At 62.0% G+C, this 16863-nt stretch carries 13 protein-coding genes; 12 read left to right on the forward strand and 1 reads right to left on the reverse strand.

Translation table 11 applies throughout. The features are described from left to right. The first annotated feature begins 57 nt into the window (after positions 1-57). The 12 genes from KSS91_RS11325 to KSS91_RS11380 all read left to right on the forward strand — a co-directional run bounded on the left by KSS91_RS11325 (position 58) and on the right by KSS91_RS11380 (position 16287). A complete protein-coding gene (locus KSS91_RS11325; protein WP_217837967.1) occupies positions 58-1197 on the forward strand; it encodes an acyl-CoA dehydrogenase family protein in 1140 nt (379 codons plus the stop codon). A 31-nt stretch (positions 1198-1228) separates the two neighbouring features. Next, complete coding sequence (locus KSS91_RS11330) at positions 1229-2437, forward strand: lipid-transfer protein (RefSeq protein WP_217837968.1); 1209 nt, start codon at positions 1229-1231, stop codon at positions 2435-2437. Next, positions 2434-3591 (forward strand): acyl-CoA dehydrogenase family protein, encoded by a 1158-nt coding sequence (locus KSS91_RS11335; protein WP_217837969.1) that lies wholly within the window; start codon positions 2434-2436, stop codon positions 3589-3591. The genes KSS91_RS11330 and KSS91_RS11335 overlap by 4 nt, the downstream gene beginning before the upstream one ends. Before the next feature lie 24 nt (positions 3592-3615). Further along, positions 3616-4617, forward strand: a complete 1002-nt coding sequence (locus KSS91_RS11340) for an acyl-CoA dehydrogenase family protein (protein WP_217837970.1) — start codon at positions 3616-3618, stop codon at positions 4615-4617. 9 nt (positions 4618-4626) lie between these two features. Further along, complete coding sequence (locus KSS91_RS11345; RefSeq protein ID WP_217837971.1) at positions 4627-5415, forward strand: crotonase/enoyl-CoA hydratase family protein; 789 nt, start codon at positions 4627-4629, stop codon at positions 5413-5415. A 158-nt stretch (positions 5416-5573) separates the two neighbouring features. After that, positions 5574-7406: a DUF1302 domain-containing protein gene (locus KSS91_RS11350; protein ID WP_217837972.1), complete on the forward strand. Its 1833-nt coding sequence runs from the start codon at positions 5574-5576 to the stop codon at positions 7404-7406. A gap of 26 nt (positions 7407-7432) precedes the next feature. Continuing rightward, positions 7433-8800: a DUF1329 domain-containing protein gene (locus KSS91_RS11355; RefSeq protein ID WP_217837973.1), complete on the forward strand. Its 1368-nt coding sequence runs from the start codon at positions 7433-7435 to the stop codon at positions 8798-8800. A 577-nt stretch (positions 8801-9377) separates the two neighbouring features. After that, positions 9378-11186 (forward strand): LuxR C-terminal-related transcriptional regulator, encoded by a 1809-nt coding sequence (locus KSS91_RS11360; RefSeq protein ID WP_225923759.1) that lies wholly within the window; start codon positions 9378-9380, stop codon positions 11184-11186. A gap of 131 nt (positions 11187-11317) precedes the next feature. Continuing rightward, a complete protein-coding gene (locus tag KSS91_RS11365) occupies positions 11318-12670 on the forward strand; it encodes a coniferyl aldehyde dehydrogenase (protein WP_217837975.1) in 1353 nt (450 codons plus the stop codon). Positions 12671-12698: 28 nt separating this feature from the next. After that, the gene (locus KSS91_RS11370; protein WP_015094637.1) at positions 12699-13781 is read left to right on the forward strand and encodes a Zn-dependent alcohol dehydrogenase; all 1083 of its coding nucleotides are present in this window, start codon (positions 12699-12701) and stop codon (positions 13779-13781) included. 157 nt (positions 13782-13938) lie between these two features. After that, positions 13939-15132 (forward strand): acyl-CoA dehydrogenase family protein, encoded by a 1194-nt coding sequence (locus KSS91_RS11375; RefSeq protein ID WP_217837976.1) that lies wholly within the window; start codon positions 13939-13941, stop codon positions 15130-15132. 12 nt (positions 15133-15144) lie between these two features. After that, positions 15145-16287, forward strand: coding sequence for an acyl-CoA dehydrogenase family protein (locus KSS91_RS11380; RefSeq protein WP_217837977.1), 1143 nt, complete (start codon positions 15145-15147; stop codon positions 16285-16287). A 98-nt stretch (positions 16288-16385) separates the two neighbouring features. On the opposite strand, the gene KSS91_RS11385 is transcribed toward KSS91_RS11380, so the two are convergent. Continuing rightward, positions 16386-16820 carry an MAPEG family protein gene (locus KSS91_RS11385; RefSeq protein WP_217837978.1) on the reverse strand — a complete coding sequence of 145 codons (435 nt, stop codon included), beginning with the start codon at positions 16818-16820 and terminating at the stop codon, positions 16386-16388. Positions 16821-16863 lie beyond the last annotated feature (43 nt).

A 16863-nucleotide genomic window follows, 5' to 3' on the forward strand; every position in this document is an offset into this window, starting at 1 on the left:
TACAGTGGACTCACGAACCAGGCGCAAGCCTTGCCTGGCAACCCACTGGAGATCCCGATGCATATCAACCGTACCGTCTACCGTGAAGACCACGAAATGCTGCGCGACACCGCGCGGCGTTTCTTCGAGCGTGAGTGCCTGCCCAAACAGGCGCAGTGGGATGAGGCCGGGCAGGTCGACCGGGAAACCTGGCTCAAGGCTGGCCGCCATAACCTGTTGTGCCTCACCGTGCCGACCGAATATGGCGGTGGCGGTGGTGATTTCGGGCACTCGGCGGTGTTGATCGAAGAGCTGTACCGCGCCGGGGTTTCGGGCTGGAGCCTGGGCGTGCATTCGGACATCGTCGCGCCCTATATCGTGCGTCTGGGCACCGAAGAGCAGAAGCAGAAATGGCTGCCGAAAATCTGCACCGGCGAAACCGTACTGGCCGTCGCGATGACCGAGCCGGGCACCGGTTCCGACCTCAAGGCGATCCGCACCACTGCCGTGCGTGACGGAGACGAGTGGGTGATCAACGGCAGCAAGACCTTCATCAGCAACGGCCTGACCTGCGACATGGTGGTGGTCGTGTGCAAGACCGACCCGAGTGCCGGGGCCAAGGGCTGCAGCCTGATCATGGTCGAGTGCAATCGCGAGGGTTTCCGCCGTGGCCGCAAGCTGGACAAGGTCGGCCAGCACGCTGCCGACACCGCCGAGTTGTTCTTCGACGATGTCCGTGTGCCGGTGGGAAACCTGCTCGGTGAAGAAAACAAGGGCTTCATGCATCTGATGGAGGAGTTGCCGCAAGAGCGTCTGGTGATTGCCCTGTATTGCGCCGCCAAGCTCGAACGCCTGCTGGAGCAGACCGTCGAGTACGTGAAGGACCGCAAGGCGTTCAACCAGACCGTCTGGGACTTCCAGAACACCAAATTCAAGCTCGCGGACATCAAGGCCCAGGCCACGGCCGTGCGCCTGACCATCGACCACTACATCAGTGAGCACATGCGTCGTCGCCTCACGGTGCAGGAGTCGGCCATCGCCAAGCTCTTCGCCACCGAAACACTGTGGAAGTGCATCGACGACATGGTCCAGCTGCATGGCGGCTACGGCTACATGATGGAGTACCCGATCGCCCGCGCCTTCGTCGACATGCGCGTGACGCGTGTCTTCGGTGGCACCAGCGAAGTGCTGCGCGAACTCATCGCGCGCCAGTTGTGATTCCTTTCCCCGCATTTTTTCAGGTGACACCATGAGCGAAAAAGTACTGGTTGCCGGCGTCGGCATGATCCCGTTCCGCAAGCCCAGCGACAGCCCGACCTATGTGCAGATGGGTGCCGAAGCGGTGCGTCGCGCCCTGGCCGATGCGGCGATCGATTACAACCTGGTCCAGGAGGCTTACGCCGGTTACGTCTACGGCGATTCTACTTGCGGCCAGACCGTGCTCTACGAAGTCGGCATGACCGGGATCCCGGTGGTCAACGTCAACAACAACTGCTCCACCGGCTCAACCGCGTTGTACCTGGCGCGCAAGGCCATCGAATCCGGCTCGGCCGATTGCGTACTGGCGGTGGGTTTCGAACAGATGCAGGCCGGTGCGTTGAAGTCCCATTGGGACGACCGCCCGCCGACCCGTGAACGTTTCCTGCCGATCCTGCGTGGTCTCACCGCCGATATGGATGGCATGGCTCAGGCCATCCGTACCTTCGGTGGTGCCGGGCGCGAGTACATACAGAAATACGGTATGAAAATGGAAACCTTCGCCGCTGTGCGCGCCAAGGCCAGCCGTCATGCCGCCAACAACCCGCTTGCATTGTTTCGCAAGGTGCTCAGCGTCGAAGACGTGATGAACGACCCGGTGATTCTGCCAGGCGTGATGACCCGACTGATGGCCTGCCCGCCGACCTGTGGCGGCGCGGCGGCGATCCTGGTGTCCGAGCGTTTTGCGAAAAAACATGGCCTGCGCCGCGACGTGGAAATCGTCGCCCAGGCCATGACCACCGATACCCCTGAATCCTTCAACTTCGAAAAACCGTCGATGCTCGATTGGGTCGGCACCCACATGACCCACGCCGCCGTGGGCCAGGTGTACGAGAAGGCTGGCGTCGGTCCACAGGACATCGACGTCTGCGAACTGCACGACTGCTTCGCCCAGAACGAAGTGATCTGCTACGAGTCGCTGGGATTCTGCCCCGAGGGCGGGGCCGAGAAGTTCGTCATGGACGGCGATAACACCTACGGCGGGCAGATCGTGATCAATCCGTCCGGCGGTCTGCTTTCCAAGGGGCATCCATTGGGCGCGACGGGTTTGGCGCAGTGCTACGAGCTGACCCAGCAACTGCGCGGCAACGCCGAGCAGCGTCAGGTCGATGGTGCGCGCCTGGCCATGGCCCATAACCTCGGGCTGGGCGGCGCATGCGTGGTGACGCTGTACGGCAAAGTCAGTGGAGGTGCCCAGTGAGCAGCTTGCTCGACGCCTTTCGCCTGACCGTGCTGCCGCCACACGCAGAAGCCTTTCGTGCCGAGGTCAAAACTTTTCTGGCCGAGCATCTGCCAAGGGCTTCGGCGGATGTACGAGCGCGCAGCTGGACCGGCTTCGATGCAGGTTTCAGTCGGCAACTGGCGCAGCGCGGCTGGGTCGGCCTGACCTTGCCAGCTGCTTATGGCGGTGCCGGGCTGGATGCGTTCAGTCGTTTCGTGCTGGTGGAGGAACTGCTGTCTGCCGGTGCTCCGGTCGCGGCACACTGGATCGCCGACCGCCAGAGCGGACCGTTGATCCTGAAGTTCGGCAGCGATGCACAGAAGGATTTTTTCCTGCCGCGCATCTGCGCCGGCCAGGCGTTTTTCTGCATCGGCATGAGCGAACCGAACTCGGGTTCGGACCTGGCCAGCGTGCGCAGCCGTGCCACCCGTTGCCCGGAAGGTTGGCGCCTGAGCGGGCGCAAGATCTGGACCACCAACGCCCATCACGCCGACTACATGATCGCCCTGGTGCGCACCAGTGGTGCGCCCGAGGACCGTCAAAACGGGCTGTCGCAATTCATCATCGACCTCAAGCAGCCAGGCATCAGCGTGCGTCCCATCGTTGACCTGGCCGGTGACGCGCATTTCTCTGAAGTGGCCTTCGACGACGTCTTGCTCGGCGAAGACGCCTTGGTGGGCGAGGAGGGCAGTGGCTGGAAACAGGTCAACGCCGAACTGGCGTTCGAGCGCAGCGGGCCGGAGCGTTTCTACTCCAGCATCGTGTTGCTCGACCTGTGGGCCGAGACATTGCGGCGCACGGGCGCGACGGCCCAGGAGACTGCGTTGCTCGGTAGTTTTCTCAGCCAGCTCACCTGCCTGCGCAACCTGTCGCTGGCACTGACCGCGTTGCTCGCACGGGGTGAAAGCCCGGTGGTGGAAGCCGCACTGGTCAAGGATATCGGCACCGAATTCGAGCAGGCGATCCCGGCAGCGATTGCCGCGGCGATCAGCGCCGATCCGGATGTACCGGTCGATGAGGCGCTCTACAGCACGGTCGCCTACCTGAACCAGGTCGCGCCGACCTTCTCGTTGCGCGGCGGCACCCGGGAAATCCTGCGCGGCATGATCGCCCGCGGCCTTGGCCTGCGTTGATGCACCTCCAACAGGAAATACTTCATGTTCACTGAAGCCATTGAAAAGATCCTCAGCGACTTGTGCACGCCGGCGCGGGTCCGTGCTGTGGAAAGCGCAGACAGCGCAACGACGTTGTGGAGCGCCCTGGAAGACAGCGGTTTTCTCGAATTGCTGACGCCGGAAGTCGCCGGTGGAGCGGGCCTTGGGCTCAATGCACTGCTGCCGATTTTTGTCGCCTTCGGTCGCTGCGCGCTGCCGGTCCCGGCGGCGCAAAGCATTGCCGCTCGCGCGTTGATGCGTGACTGCCCGAGCGCGCCGCCGAGCGGCATGTTGACCCTGGCCGGTACAGCCCATCGCCAGCCCGATGGCCTGTTGTGCGTGCCACGGGTGGCGTTTGGCTTGATGGCCGATTTTGCGCTGGTCAATCTGGAAGGCGAGCTGTTGCTGCTCGATTGCAGCCTGGCCCGCCGTCAGCCCACGGGCGTTCACGGCAGTCAATGCGCCACCTTGTACTGGTCGCAGGACTCAGTCGGCAGTGCCATCGGCAATAACGGCGAGGAAGTACGGGTGTTCAACGCCGCCATCCACGCCGCCGCCATAGCCGGGGCCATGGAGCAGGCACTCGCCATGACGCTGGCGTACTGCAACGACCGCGTGCAGTTCGGCAAGGCCATCGGCAAGTTCCAGGCGGTGCAACACCAGCTCAGTGTGATGGCGGAGCAGGTTGCCGCTTCGCGCATCGCCGCTGAACTGGCGTTTGCCGGCGATTTGCAGGTGCCGCCGTTGATGGCGACGGCCATTGCCAAGGCGCGGACCAGCATGGCGGTGCCTCAAGTCACGGCCATCGGCCATGCATTGTTCGGCGCCATCGGCGTGACCGAAGAACTGGACCTGCAACTGTTCACCCGGCGCCTGCACGAGTGGCGCATCAGCGAAGGTTCGGAAACGTACTGGAACGGGATTGTCGGCCAGGCGTTGCTGACGCAGCCGAACGTCACGGCCTGCGAATTCGTGCGTCACGTCACCCCGTTTCCCACTGCTTGAGAATCAGCCATGAACCCGTTTTTGAAATACGAACAGGATGGTCATGTCGTCACCCTGACGATGAATGACCCCGAGCGACGCAATCCACTGACCGGCAACAGTGCCGTGCAGGAATTTCTCGAAGCCATCGAGCGCATTGAGCGCGACAGCAGCGTGCGTGCAGTGATCATCACCGGCGCCGGCACTGCGTTTTGCTCCGGCGGCAACGTGCGCGACATGGACCGCTATGCGCAAATGTCGGGCATGCAATTGCGTCAGGAATATCGCACCGGCATTCAGCGCCTGCCCCTGGCGCTGTTCAATCTGGAAGTCCCGGTGATCGCCGCGGTCAATGGCGCGGCCATCGGCGCGGGGCTGGATCTAGCGTGCATGTGCGACATCCGCGTGGCGTCCGAACAGGCGAAGTTTGCCGAGAGCTTCGTCAAGTTGGGGATCATTCCGGGGGACGGCGGCGCCTGGCTGTTGCCACGGATCATCGGTTTGTCCCGCGCCACCGAACTGACCCTGACCGGGCAAATGATCGACGCTCGCCAGGCCGAGCAATGGAACCTGGTGTCCCGCGTTGTTCCCGCCGAACAGTTGCTGGACACGGCACGGGAAATCGCCGCGTCGATTGCTGCCAACCCGCCTCACGCCGTGCGTCTGGCCAAGCGTTTGCTGCGCGAAGCCTTGCACACCCGACTCGACACGCTGCTGGAAATGTCCGCGACGTTCCAGGTGCTGTCGCACCAGACCGCCGACCACCGCGAAGCCGTGGCGGCCTTTATTGACAAGCGCGTACCGAGCTTCACCGGGTGAATGTCACCGAGCGTAACGCCCGGCTTGCACCGGGCTGTTACACCGCGCGAAACCTCGCGACCAACACCCCCTCAAATCACCCGTTCGGGTGTGAGGGACGGACCGGAGCCCCACTAGCATGGGTGCTCCAACACTAAATCCTTAACCGGAGAAACCGCATGACAACAAAAACAATGCGCGGAGTCTTCCAGCCGAGTCTGCTGGCCGTCGCTGTGATGGTTGCCTCTTGTGCGAGCAATCAGGCTCACGCTGTTGATTTCAACATCGGGGAAATTCAGGGCAATTTCGATTCGTCGCTGTCGATTGGGGCAAGCTGGTCGACGGCTGATCCAGACAAGCAATTCATCTCCAACTTCAACTCCCAGGGCGTAAAAGGTGGCGAGTCCGCCTCCCGGACCACCGACGACAACCGCCTGAATTTCAAGAAGGGTGAAACCTTCTCGAAGATCTTTAAAGGCGTGCATGACCTGGAGCTGAAGTACGGTGACAGCGGTGCCTTCGTGCGCGGTAAGTACTGGTATGACTTCGAGCTGATGGATGAGAGCCGCCCGTTCTATGACATCAACGACTCGGGGCGTGATCGCGCGGCCAAGTCCTCCGGCGCGATGTTCCTCGACAGCTTCGTCTACCACAACTACTCGATTGGCGATCAGGTCGGCAACGTGCGCCTGGGCAAGCAAGTGGTGAGCTGGGGCGAGAGTACCTTCATCGGCAACTCGATCAACAGCATCAACCCGATCGACGTCGCCGCCTTGCGTCGTCCCGGTGCAGAAGTCAAGGAAGGTCTGATTCCGGTCAACCTGCTCTATGTGTCCCAGGGCCTGGCCGACAACATCACCGCCGAAGCGTTTTACCAGCTGCAATGGGACAAGTCGGTGGTGGACAACTGCGGCACCTTCTTTGGCAATGACGGTGTACCGCAAGGCTGTGACGACCGCCTGGTGATCGCCGGTCTCGACCTGCCACCGGGCGTGGCGAAGAACACCGGTGGTTTGGCGGCCATTGCCGCAGGCACCGATGACGCCTTTATCCCGCGCCTCAACGACAACGATGCACGCGACAGCGGCCAGTATGGCCTGGCCCTGCGCTGGTACGTGCCGGAAGCGAACGACACCGAGTTCGGCGCCTATGCGATGAACTATCACAGCCGCAACCCGTACCTGAGCATCAACCAGATGAGCAACCCGGCCGGGGGCGTGGCTTCGGCGCGCAGTGCCCGCTACTTCATCGATTATCCGGAAGACATTCGCCTGTATGGCTTGAGCTTCCAGACCAACGTCGCGGGCGTTTCGCTGGGGGGGGAGCTCAGCTACCGGCCGAACATGCCGCTGCAACTGAACACCGCCGACCTGTTGTCCGCGGCGACCTTCGGCGCCACATCGCCCCTGATCACCACCGGTTTCGCCGGGCGCACCCTGGGTGGCGAGGTCAATGGCTACAAACGCATGCCGGTGACCCAGGCGCAGGTGACCGCCACGCAGTTCTTCGATCAGGTGTTCGGTGCCAGTCGCCTGACCCTGGTGGGCGAGGTGGGTTACAACAAGATCAACGGCCTGGGCAAGGCGGACGGTACGGACCTGCGCTTCGGTCGCAGCCCGGCCTTCGGTTCCGGCGAACTGCCGGGTGCTGCGGGTGCCGCCACTTGCCGTGGCAGCGCAGCGGGCCAGCCCAACGCCAGCAACCCGGCGCAGGAGTGCAACAGCGATGGCTTCTACACCAGCAGCAGCTGGGGCTATCGCCTGCGCGGCAAGCTCGATTACCCGAACGCGATCGCCGGTATCAACCTGTCGCCGAACCTTGCCTGGTCCCACGACGTCCAGGGCTACGGCCCGAATTTCGATGAAGGTTCCAAGGCGGTCAGCCTCGGTGTCGATGCCGACTACCAGAACACCTACACCGCCAGCCTCAGTTACACCAACTACTTCGGTGGCGATTTCAATACCAACGTCGACCGCGATTACGCCGCGCTGAGTTTCGGCGTGAATTTCTGATGCAACCCTGCCAGAGGAAACTGAACATGAACGCACGTTTAATTCTGCGCGCCGGCGCACTGAGTCTGTCGTTGCTTGCCACTGGGGTCATGGCCGCTGTCACCCCGCAGGAAGCGGCTCAGCTGGGCACCACCCTGACGCCGTTGGGGGCGCAGAAAGAGGCCAATGCCAACGGCAGCATTCCAGCCTGGACCGGTGGCCTCAAGCCCGGTGCGGCGCCGCTCGACAATGGTTTTCTTGGCGATCCGTTTGCCAGTGACAAGCCGCAGTTCGTGATCACGGCAGCCAACGTCGAGCAGTACAAGGACAAGCTGACCCCGGGGCAACTGGCGATGTTCAAGCGCTATCCGGACAGCTACAAGATCCCCGTGTACAAGACCCAACGCACGGCCGCGTCGCCACAGAACATCTATGACCTCGCCAAAAAGAGTGCGGTGACCACCGAGCTGACCCCCGACGGCAACGGCCTGGTGAACTTCACCCAGACCCGCTATTACCCGTTCCCGATTCCAAAGAGCGGTGTGGAGGTGTACTGGAACCACACCAACCGCTATCGCGGCGGCAACATGGAACGTATCGCGGCCCAGGCGGCACCGCAAACCAACGGTTCCTATTCCATCGTCGAGTACGAAGACAAACTGGCCTTCCCGCAATTGATGGAAGGCGTCGATGCCGGGCAGGCCGATAACGTTTTGTACTACTACAAACAGGAAATCACCGCGCCGTCGCGCATGGCCGGCAGCGTGATCCTGATCCACGAGACCATCGACCAGGTCAAGGAACCGCGCCTGGCATGGGTCTACAACGCCGGTCAGCGCCGCGTGCGCCGTGCACCGCAAGTGGCGTATGACGGCCCGGGCAACGGATCCGATGGCATGCGCACCGCCGACAACACCGACATGATGAACGGCGCGCCGGATCGTTATGACTGGAAACTGGTGGGCAAACAGGAACTGTACATCCCGTACAACAACTACAAGTTGCAGTCGCCGAAGGTCAAATACGACGACATCATCAAGCCGGGGCACATCAACCAGGACCTGACCCGTTACGAGTTGCACCGCGTGTGGCATGTGCAGGCCACGCTCAAGCCCGGTCAACGCCACGTCTACGCCAAGCGCGACATGTACTTCGACGAGGACACCTGGCAACTGGCCGAGGTCGATCACTACGACGGCCGCGGTCAGCTGTGGCGAGTGGCAGAAGGTTATGCGGTCAACGATTACGAGCGCGGTTCGTCGAACTTTTCCATGCTCGGTATCTACGACCTGATTGCCGGTCGCTACAACGTCCTGGCGATGACCAACCAGTCCAGGCATGCGACGACGTACGGCATGACCGCGAAGATGACCGACTTCACCCCGGCTGCGCTGCGCAACGACGGCATTCGCTGACCCTTTGTCCCGCGTGAGACAACGCCCTGTTCGCAGGGCGTTGTGCGTTGTGCGGCGCCTACCACCTGATGCGGGTGGCGCGTTATCCGGCGGCGGGCTCAATGATGGTGCCTACTCCCCATCAGCGAGGTCCGCCATGTTTGTGCCACGGCCGCATCTGATCGATGCACTTGAGGGCAAGCAGTGCCGCTTGCAACTGCTTTGTGCGCCTGCCGGGTATGGAAAGACGTCCTTGTTGCAACAGTACTTGCAAGGCATTGCGCCGCAGGGGGCGGTGGTCTGGATGGCTTTGGGCGGACAGCGGCAGACGCTGGAGCGCTTTATTGCAACGTTGGCGGGGGCGCTTGGGTTGCCGGTTGATACTGCACCGGATGGGGTATTGGCGTTTCTTGATTCCAGTAATCCGGCGACTGACCTATCGCTTTCGCGAGCAAGCCCGCTCCCACAGGGGAACGCGGTCAACTGTGGGAGCGGGCTTGTCCGCAAAGAGGCCCGTGCAGCCAACGAATTCCTGTCGGCAGAAAAAACAAACGAATCCAGCCCGATTCGCTTGGTGTTCGACGATCTTCCCGTGGATATGCCCGCCGACCTGAACCACTGGTTCGACCAACTCCTGGCCCTCAACAACCGGCAACTGCAGGTGCTGGTCACCTGTCGCCAGCGTCCGGACTGGAATCTGCCGCGTCTGATGCTGACCGGTCAGTTGCTGGAGTTTGGTGCCCGGCAACTGGCCCTGCGCCCCGATGAGTTCGAATCGCTGATTGACGCCCTTGCGCCACACACCGATGCGCTGGCCAGGGGAAAACTCTGGCATGAGACAGGCGGGTGGTGCGCCGGTGTTCGCCTGTCGCTTTCGCTGGATCATGCCCAGCCATCGCCATTGCTCGGCCAATACCTGGAACGTGAACTGCTGTCGCGCTTGAGTGAAGAGCAGCGCGAAGTGATGGGCGGGCTGGCACATTTGTCTCGCGTCAGTGCGGACTTCTGCGAACAGTTATGGGAAGGCCGGCAAGCGTCCCGGGTGTTCAACAGTCTGTTGCAATGCCAGGCCTTTGTGTTCCCGATCGAGCAACAACCCGGCTGGTTCCGCCTGCTACCCGCGGTGGCGCAAGCCCTGCAAAGCCAATTGAGCGGTGCGCCGTTGAACCGGCTGCGCTTGCGGGCCTGTCAGCTGCTCAGTGTGCTCGGGCATGTCGACGACGCGGTGGAGCAGGCACTGTGTGCCGATCAACCTGAAGTGGCCGCCAATTACATGGAGCGCCTGTGGCTGAGCTGGATCCTCAGTGAGCGGCACTTGAGCAAACTGATGGACTGGCGCGAGCGCATCGAGCCGCAGTTGCTGCACAGCAGCCCGCGTCTGATCTATCTGTGCGCCAAGGCTTTGCTGTTCAGTGGGCGGCTGGACGAAGCCGCCGAGTGTCTAGCACGTCTGGGGCATTTTTTGCCGTTGCCCGACCCGGTACGCAATCAACGCCTGTTGGCGAACTGGCAGGCGTTGTTTGGCACCTTGCAGGCATTGCGGGGACATACCGGGCCGGCGCGCCTGCATTGCCGTGCAGCCCTTGATTATCTAGGGGGCGAGGACTGGTTGTCGGTGTTGTTGTGCCATTGCATCCTGGCACGCCTTGCCATGGATACAGGCGATCTCGCACAAGCTCAAACCTTGCTCGATCAGTCGCTGGAGCTGGCGCGACGCCAGGGCAGTCATGAATCGGAAGTGCTGGTCAATGCCGACCGGGTCCGCCTGATGATGCTCAGGGGACAATCGGGCTTTGCCCAGGCATTGCTGCGCACTGAGCTGGATCGGCTGGCCCCGGTCCCGTCACAGCCTAATCCGTTGCTCGGTCGGCTGCTGTTCCTGCGCGGCGAGTTGCTGCTGCAACAAGGGCATTGCAGCGAAGCCGAAGTGGTGATCCAGGCGGGGTTGCTACAGGTCCGCGATTGCTGCGCACCCTTTGTACTCAATGCCTATCTGCTGCTCGCGGAGATTGCCTCGCGCAACCACGACCCACAAAAGGCTCATCTGCTGCTGCATGAGGCCGAGCGGCGCATGCAGTGGGGCAAGATCGACAGCGCTTTTTACCAGGCACCGATTGCCCGGCAGAAAAATCGCATTCTGGCCCGTGAACAGCCCACTGAAACCGGCCAGGCCTCTGTCACTCGTCTCTGTGCTGGTGTGCCGGATTACCAGGACGACTTGACCCCTCGCGAGGTGTCGGTGCTCAAGTTGCTGGCCGAGGGCATGTCGGTACGCGAAGTGGGCAGCCGCTTGTTCATTTCGGAAAACACCGTGAAAACCCACGCCAAGAACATCAACGTCAAGCTCGGCGCCTGCCGTCGCACCCAGGCCATCAACAGCGCCAAGGCCATGGGCATCCTCGCCTGAATCCATCGCCGTGATACCACCCACCTGATCCGGGTGGCGGCGCGGCGTCCGCGATGATCAACCATGCAGCCAGACCCAGTGCATTGCCGCCCGGCCGTGGCCGCGGCCTGACAAAAACAAGAGAGGTAGTGATGAGCGCCATCGAGAGTTCGACGAGCTGTGACATCCGCACGACCCTGGAAAAACAACGCGCGGCCTTCCAGGACCGCGAACCTTATTCCCTTGAAGAGCGCTGTGAGTTGCTCGACCGGGCCATCAGTTTGCTGGTCAATCACGAACAGGACATCATCGAGGCCCTGACCGCCGATTTCGGTCATCGCAGCCCGGGTTTCTCCAAGGGCAGTGAAGTGCTGTCGCCACTGGCGACATTGCAGCAGACCAAAGCCGAACTGGCCGAATGGATGCGCCCGGAACAACGTCGGGCCCGCGCCGGCGAAGCCTGGGTGCAATACCAGCCGCTGGGTGTCGTGGGCATCGTCACGGCCTGGAACGTACCTGGCTACATGGTGTTCAGCGGGCTGGCCGGCGCATTGGCGGCGGGTAACCGGGTGATGATCAAACCGTCGGAATTCACCCCGCATACGTCGGCGCTGATCGCGCGGCTGATCCGTTCGGTCTACGCCGAAGACGAAGTGGCGGTGGTCCTGGGCGGTGCCGACGTCGGGCAGGCGTTCTGCGGCCAGCCGTTCGACCATTTGCTGTTCACCGGTGCCACCAGCATCGGCAAGCATGTGCTGCGGGCAGCGGCGGAGAACCTGGTGCCGGTGACCCTGGAGCTGGGCGGCAAGTCGCCAACGATCATCTCGCGTTCGGCAAACTTCAACGAGGCGGTGGCCAAGGTCGTGATCGGCAAGCTGCTCAATGCCGGTCAATTGTGCGTGGCTCCGGACTACGTGTTTGTCCCGCAAGAGTCGGTAGACGCTTTCATCGGCGTGGCCAAGGCCGTGGTGGCGAAGTTCTTCCCGACGCTCAAGGACAACCCCGACTACACCTCCATCATCAACGCCCGTCATTTCGAGCGCTTGCAGGGTTACCTGAGCGAGGCCCGCGCCGCCGGTGTCGAGCTGATCGAACTGAATGCCGGCGCTGAAGACTTCAGCCAGTCGCCGCTGAACAAGATCGTACCGACGCTGCTGCGCAACCCCGGCGACGACCTGCAGGTGATGCAGGACGAAATCTTCGGTCCGCTGCTGCCGATCAAACCCTACGAAACCCTCAGCGAAGTCATCGCCCAGATCAATGCGCGGCCGCGTCCGCTGGCCTTGTACTACTTCGGCAACGATGCCGCCGAAGAAGCCCTGGTGCTCAGCCGTACCTGCTCCGGCGGCGTGACCCTCAATGGCGTGATGAGCCATGCCAGCACCGAAGGCCTGCCATTCGGCGGCGTCGGCCAGAGCGGCATGGGGGCCTATCACGGCATCGACGGTTTCCGCACCTTCAGCCATGCCAAAGCCGTTTTGCGTACAGCGGCCAACCCGGCCTGAACCCCACATCATTGTCGAGAGAACTGTCATGAAAGCTGCCGTATTCCATCAGGTTGGAGCCCCGCTGGTCATTGAAGAAGTGGGCATCAGCAAACCAGGTCCGCGTGAAGTGTTGATCCGCACCAAAGCCGTGGGGGTGTGCCACTCGGACCTGCACGTCATTGACGGCTCGTTTCCGTATCCCGGCCCGATGGTGTTGGGCCATGAAGCTGCCGGTGTGGTCGAACAGGTCGGTTCCGAAGTGCGCTCGGTCAAGCCGGGCGATCATGTGGTCACCTGTCTGACGGTGTTCTGCGGCCATTGCGAACACTGCGTGACCGGCCATCTGGCGCGTTGCGTTTCCCCGGAAACAAAGCGCGACAAGGATGAAGAACCACGCCTGACCTACGTGCACAAACCGATGCCGCAATTCGTCAACCTGTCCGGGTTTGCCGAGCAGATGCTGGTGCACGAAAACGCCTGTGTGGCGATCCGCCGCGACATGCCGCTGGACCGTGCGGCGCTGCTCGGTTGTGCCGTAACGACGGGTACCGGCGCGGTATTCAACACCGCCAAAGTGCGCCCGGGCGAAACCGTGGCCGTGATCGGTTGCGGTGGCATCGGTCTGGCGGCCATCAACGGCGCGGCACTGGCCGGAGCAGGGCGGATCATCGCCATCGACATGCTCGACTCGAAGCTGGAACTGGCCAAACAGTTCGGCGCCACCGACCTGATCAACGGCCGGGACGGCGATGCCGCCAAGCAAGTGATGGAGCTGACCCGTGGCGGTGTGCACCACGCCTTCGAATGCATCGGCCTCAAGCAGACCGCCGAGCAAGCCTTTGCCATGTTGGCGCGCGGCGGTACCGCCACTGTGATCGGCATGCTCAAGCCCGGCCTGAAAATCGAACTGGACCCGCTGCAACTGCTGCACGAACGCCGTATCCAGGGTTCGTTGATGGGTTCCAACCGCTTCCCGGTCGACATGCCGCGCCTGGTCGACTTCTACATGGCCGGCAAGCTCAAGCTCGATGAAATGATTTCCCAGCGCATTCGTCTGGACCAGATCAACGAGGCGTTCGATGAGCTGCGTCGCGGTGAACTGGCGCGTTCGGTGATTGTTTTCGATTGATAAGCCCCGTCATTTCCTTGTAGGAGCGAGCTTGCTCGCAAAAAACCCGAGAACGCCGCGGGGAGTCAGGAAGCCAGCGTTATCGTTGGCGACCATCGCGAGCAAGCTCGCTCCTACAGGGGTTGTGGGTAAGCCCCAATGCTTTTGGAGTGGATGGATGGACATTGATTTCACTGCGCACGAGCGCGCGTTTCGCGAGGACGTGCGCGCGTTTCTTCGTGATCACCTACCCGTTGAATTCGCCGAGCGGATTGCCCTGGGCAAGCGCCTGAGCAAAGCGCATCTGGTGCAATGGATGCGCACGCTCAACCGGCAAGGCTGGTTGGCTCCGGGCTGGCCGGTCGAGTTCGGCGGTACCGGTTGGAGTGATGTGCAAAAACATATTTTTGACGAGGAATGCTTCGCGGCCGGGGCGCCGAAAGTATCCTCCTTCGGTTTGAAAATGGTTGCCCCGGTGATCATCAAGTTCGGCACCGCCGAGCAGAAAGCACACTTCCTGCCGCGGATTCTTTCCTGTGAGGACTGGTGGTGCCAGGGCTACTCCGAACCGGGTGCCGGTTCTGATCTTTCGTCATTGAAAACCCGTGCGGTGCGCGAGGGCGATGACTACGTGGTCAACGGCCAGAAAACCTGGACCACGCTGGCGCATTTCGCCGACTGGATGTTCTGCCTGGTGCGCACCGACCCCGAGGCGCGTCAGCAACGGGGCATTTCGTTCCTGCTGATCGACATGAAAACGCCCGGCATTACCGTGCGGCCGATCATCACCCTGGATGGCGAGCATGAAGTCAACGAAGTGTTCTTCGACAACGTGCGGGTGCCGGTGGCGAATCGGGTCGGGCAGGAGAATGAGGGCTGGACCTGCGCCAAGTACCTGTTGACCCACGAGCGCACCAGCATCGGCGGGATCGCGCAGAACAAGGCATTGCTCACCCGGCTCAAGCGCATTGCCAGCCAGGAAGTCCGCGATGGCCGGCCACTGATCGACGACCCGTTGTTCCGCACGCAGATCGCTGAAGTCGAGATGCAGTTGATGGCGGCCGAAATGAGCAGCCTGCGAACCCTGGCGGCTACACAAAACGGCGAAGTCCCCGGCGCCGAAAGCTCGTTCCTGAAGATCAAGGGCACCGAGATCCGGCAGGCGATTACCTACCTGATCAGCAAGGCCGTGGGGCCGTACGCGTTGCCGTTCATTGAGGATGAGCTGGGTTACGGCAGCGAACCCTTGCTGTACACCGACTACAGCAGCGCGGCCACCTACCAGTATCTGGATGCGCGCAAGGCCTCGATTTATGGCGGCGCCAACGAAATCCAGAAGAACATCATCGCGAAAATGATCCTCGAACTGTAAGGCGCCCCGATCATGGATTTCAAACTGACAGAAGAGCAAACGATGCTGCAGGAAACCGCCGCGCGTCTGGTGCGTGACGTGTATGGTTTTGAGCGTCGCGAGCAATACCGCCAGAGCAGACACGGCTTCAGCGGCCCGTTCATGCAACAACTGGGCGACCTCGGCCTCTGCGCCGTGCCCTTTGCCGAAGCCTATGGCGGCTATGGTGGCAGCGGTGTGGAGAACATGCTGATCATGACCGAGCTGGGCCGCGGTCTGTGCCTGGAACCTTTCCTGCATTCGGTGATTTTCGCCGGTGGCCTGGTCGACCAGTTGGGCACCGCCGCCCAGAAAGACACGCTGTTGCCGCAGGTCGGCAGCGCCAGCCTGCAACTGGCCGTCGCCCTCGATGAGCCGCAGAGTCACTACCAGTTGCACGATGTTCAGACGACCGCCGAGGCGGTCAGCGGCGGCTGGAAGCTCAATGGCCGCAAGTCGGTGATCATCGGCGGTCAGAGCGCAGGGCTGATTCTGCTGTCGGCGCGCACCAGCCACGGGTCTCGGGACGAGAAGGGCATCACGCTGTTTCTGGTCGACCCGCAAGACCGCGGCGTCGGTCGACGCGACTTCGCCACCCAGGATGGGCGGATGGCCTGTGAGCTGTACCTGGAAGATGTGTTCGTCAAAAGTAGTGCGGTACTTGGCGCAGTGGGGCAGGCCTTGCCGGCGCTGCGTTATCAGCAAGGCCGTTGCATCGCCGCGCAATGCGCCGAGGCCGTCGGCAGCATGGAAGCGGCGTGCGCGTTGACCCTCGACTACCTGAAAACCCGCCAGCAGTTCGGTCAGCCCATCGGCAAGTTCCAGGTGCTGCAACACCGTATGGTGGACATGCGCATCGAACTGGACCAGGCCACGTCCATGACACTGCTCGCGGCCTGCGTGGCCGATCAGGCGGACAGCGCCGAACGCAGCCGCATCCTCGCCGCCGCCAAGTTCATCGTCAGTCGCGCCAGCCGCTTTGTCGCTGATCAGGGCATCCAGTTGCACGGCGGTATCGGCCTGACCTGGGAATACATGCTGTCGCACCACGCCAGGCATTTGCTGATGGTGGCGCGTCAGTTTGGCGATGACGATCACCATTTGCAGGCTTACGCGAAATTGATGCAGGTGGCGTGAGGCATACCCAACCGGTGGCTATCGCCGCCCGCTGCGGCTGTAACCGGCGATCAGCACGTTCCCTGAGCGAGCTGATCGAGTTCAGCAGGTCGGCGCTGCTATTTGAGTATTCCTGCGCCGTAACCAGCGGCGATGACAATGAGTGCGAGAAAACAGATCAATTGTAGGCAAAAGAAGGTAAACCGAACCGCCACGAACCTGTCGGTCTGCACATGGGATACGTGGACCAGAGACTGACACACACGAGCGATCAGGACGATCATGGACAAGTAGCTCACCGCAGGGCCGTCGACACCAAGGGCTGAAATCACGAACACGATGACGCCAAAGACCGGCAGATTTTCCACGCAGTTGGCGTGTGCTCTTGTCCCGCGCCGGTACCAATCCTCGCCTTCGAGCTGATCGCTTCGGAAAGAAGCGATCGGCACATTCGAGAACAGGATTCTGACCCAGCGATAGACCCCGACGGTTGCCATCAACAACAGTAAGGTCCAGGTCGCAAAGCCAAGCAGCATCCACATCGGAATCGTCATGGCGGCCCTCCTCAATCAATCAGTTTCAGCACCACTGTCGCGC

Origin of the sequence: Pseudomonas azerbaijanorientalis (assembly GCF_019139795.1) — a bacterium.
In the GTDB taxonomy this organism is placed as follows: Bacteria; Pseudomonadota; Gammaproteobacteria; order Pseudomonadales; family Pseudomonadaceae; genus Aquipseudomonas; species Aquipseudomonas laurylsulfatiphila.

What these genes read in the sequence shown, in the direction of transcription:
- KSS91_RS11325 (WP_217837967.1), top strand. Translation starts at nt 58, where the DNA reads ATGCATATCAACCGTACCGTCTACCGTGAAGACCACGAAATGCTGCGC.
- KSS91_RS11330 (WP_217837968.1), top strand. Translation starts at nt 1,229, where the DNA reads ATGAGCGAAAAAGTACTGGTTGCCGGCGTCGGCATGATCCCGTTCCGC.
- KSS91_RS11340 (WP_217837970.1), top strand. Translation starts at nt 3,616, where the DNA reads ATGTTCACTGAAGCCATTGAAAAGATCCTCAGCGACTTGTGCACGCCG.
- KSS91_RS11345 (WP_217837971.1), top strand. Translation starts at nt 4,627, where the DNA reads ATGAACCCGTTTTTGAAATACGAACAGGATGGTCATGTCGTCACCCTG.
- KSS91_RS11350 (WP_217837972.1), top strand. Translation starts at nt 5,574, where the DNA reads ATGACAACAAAAACAATGCGCGGAGTCTTCCAGCCGAGTCTGCTGGCC.
- KSS91_RS11355 (WP_217837973.1), top strand. Translation starts at nt 7,433, where the DNA reads ATGAACGCACGTTTAATTCTGCGCGCCGGCGCACTGAGTCTGTCGTTG.
- KSS91_RS11360 (WP_225923759.1), top strand. Translation starts at nt 9,378, where the DNA reads ATGCCCGCCGACCTGAACCACTGGTTCGACCAACTCCTGGCCCTCAAC.
- KSS91_RS11365 (WP_217837975.1), top strand. Translation starts at nt 11,318, where the DNA reads ATGAGCGCCATCGAGAGTTCGACGAGCTGTGACATCCGCACGACCCTG.
- KSS91_RS11370 (WP_015094637.1), top strand. Translation starts at nt 12,699, where the DNA reads ATGAAAGCTGCCGTATTCCATCAGGTTGGAGCCCCGCTGGTCATTGAA.
- KSS91_RS11375 (WP_217837976.1), top strand. Translation starts at nt 13,939, where the DNA reads ATGGACATTGATTTCACTGCGCACGAGCGCGCGTTTCGCGAGGACGTG.
- KSS91_RS11380 (WP_217837977.1), top strand. Translation starts at nt 15,145, where the DNA reads ATGGATTTCAAACTGACAGAAGAGCAAACGATGCTGCAGGAAACCGCC.
- KSS91_RS11385 (WP_217837978.1), bottom strand. Translation starts at nt 16,820, where the DNA reads ATGACGATTCCGATGTGGATGCTGCTTGGCTTTGCGACCTGGACCTTA.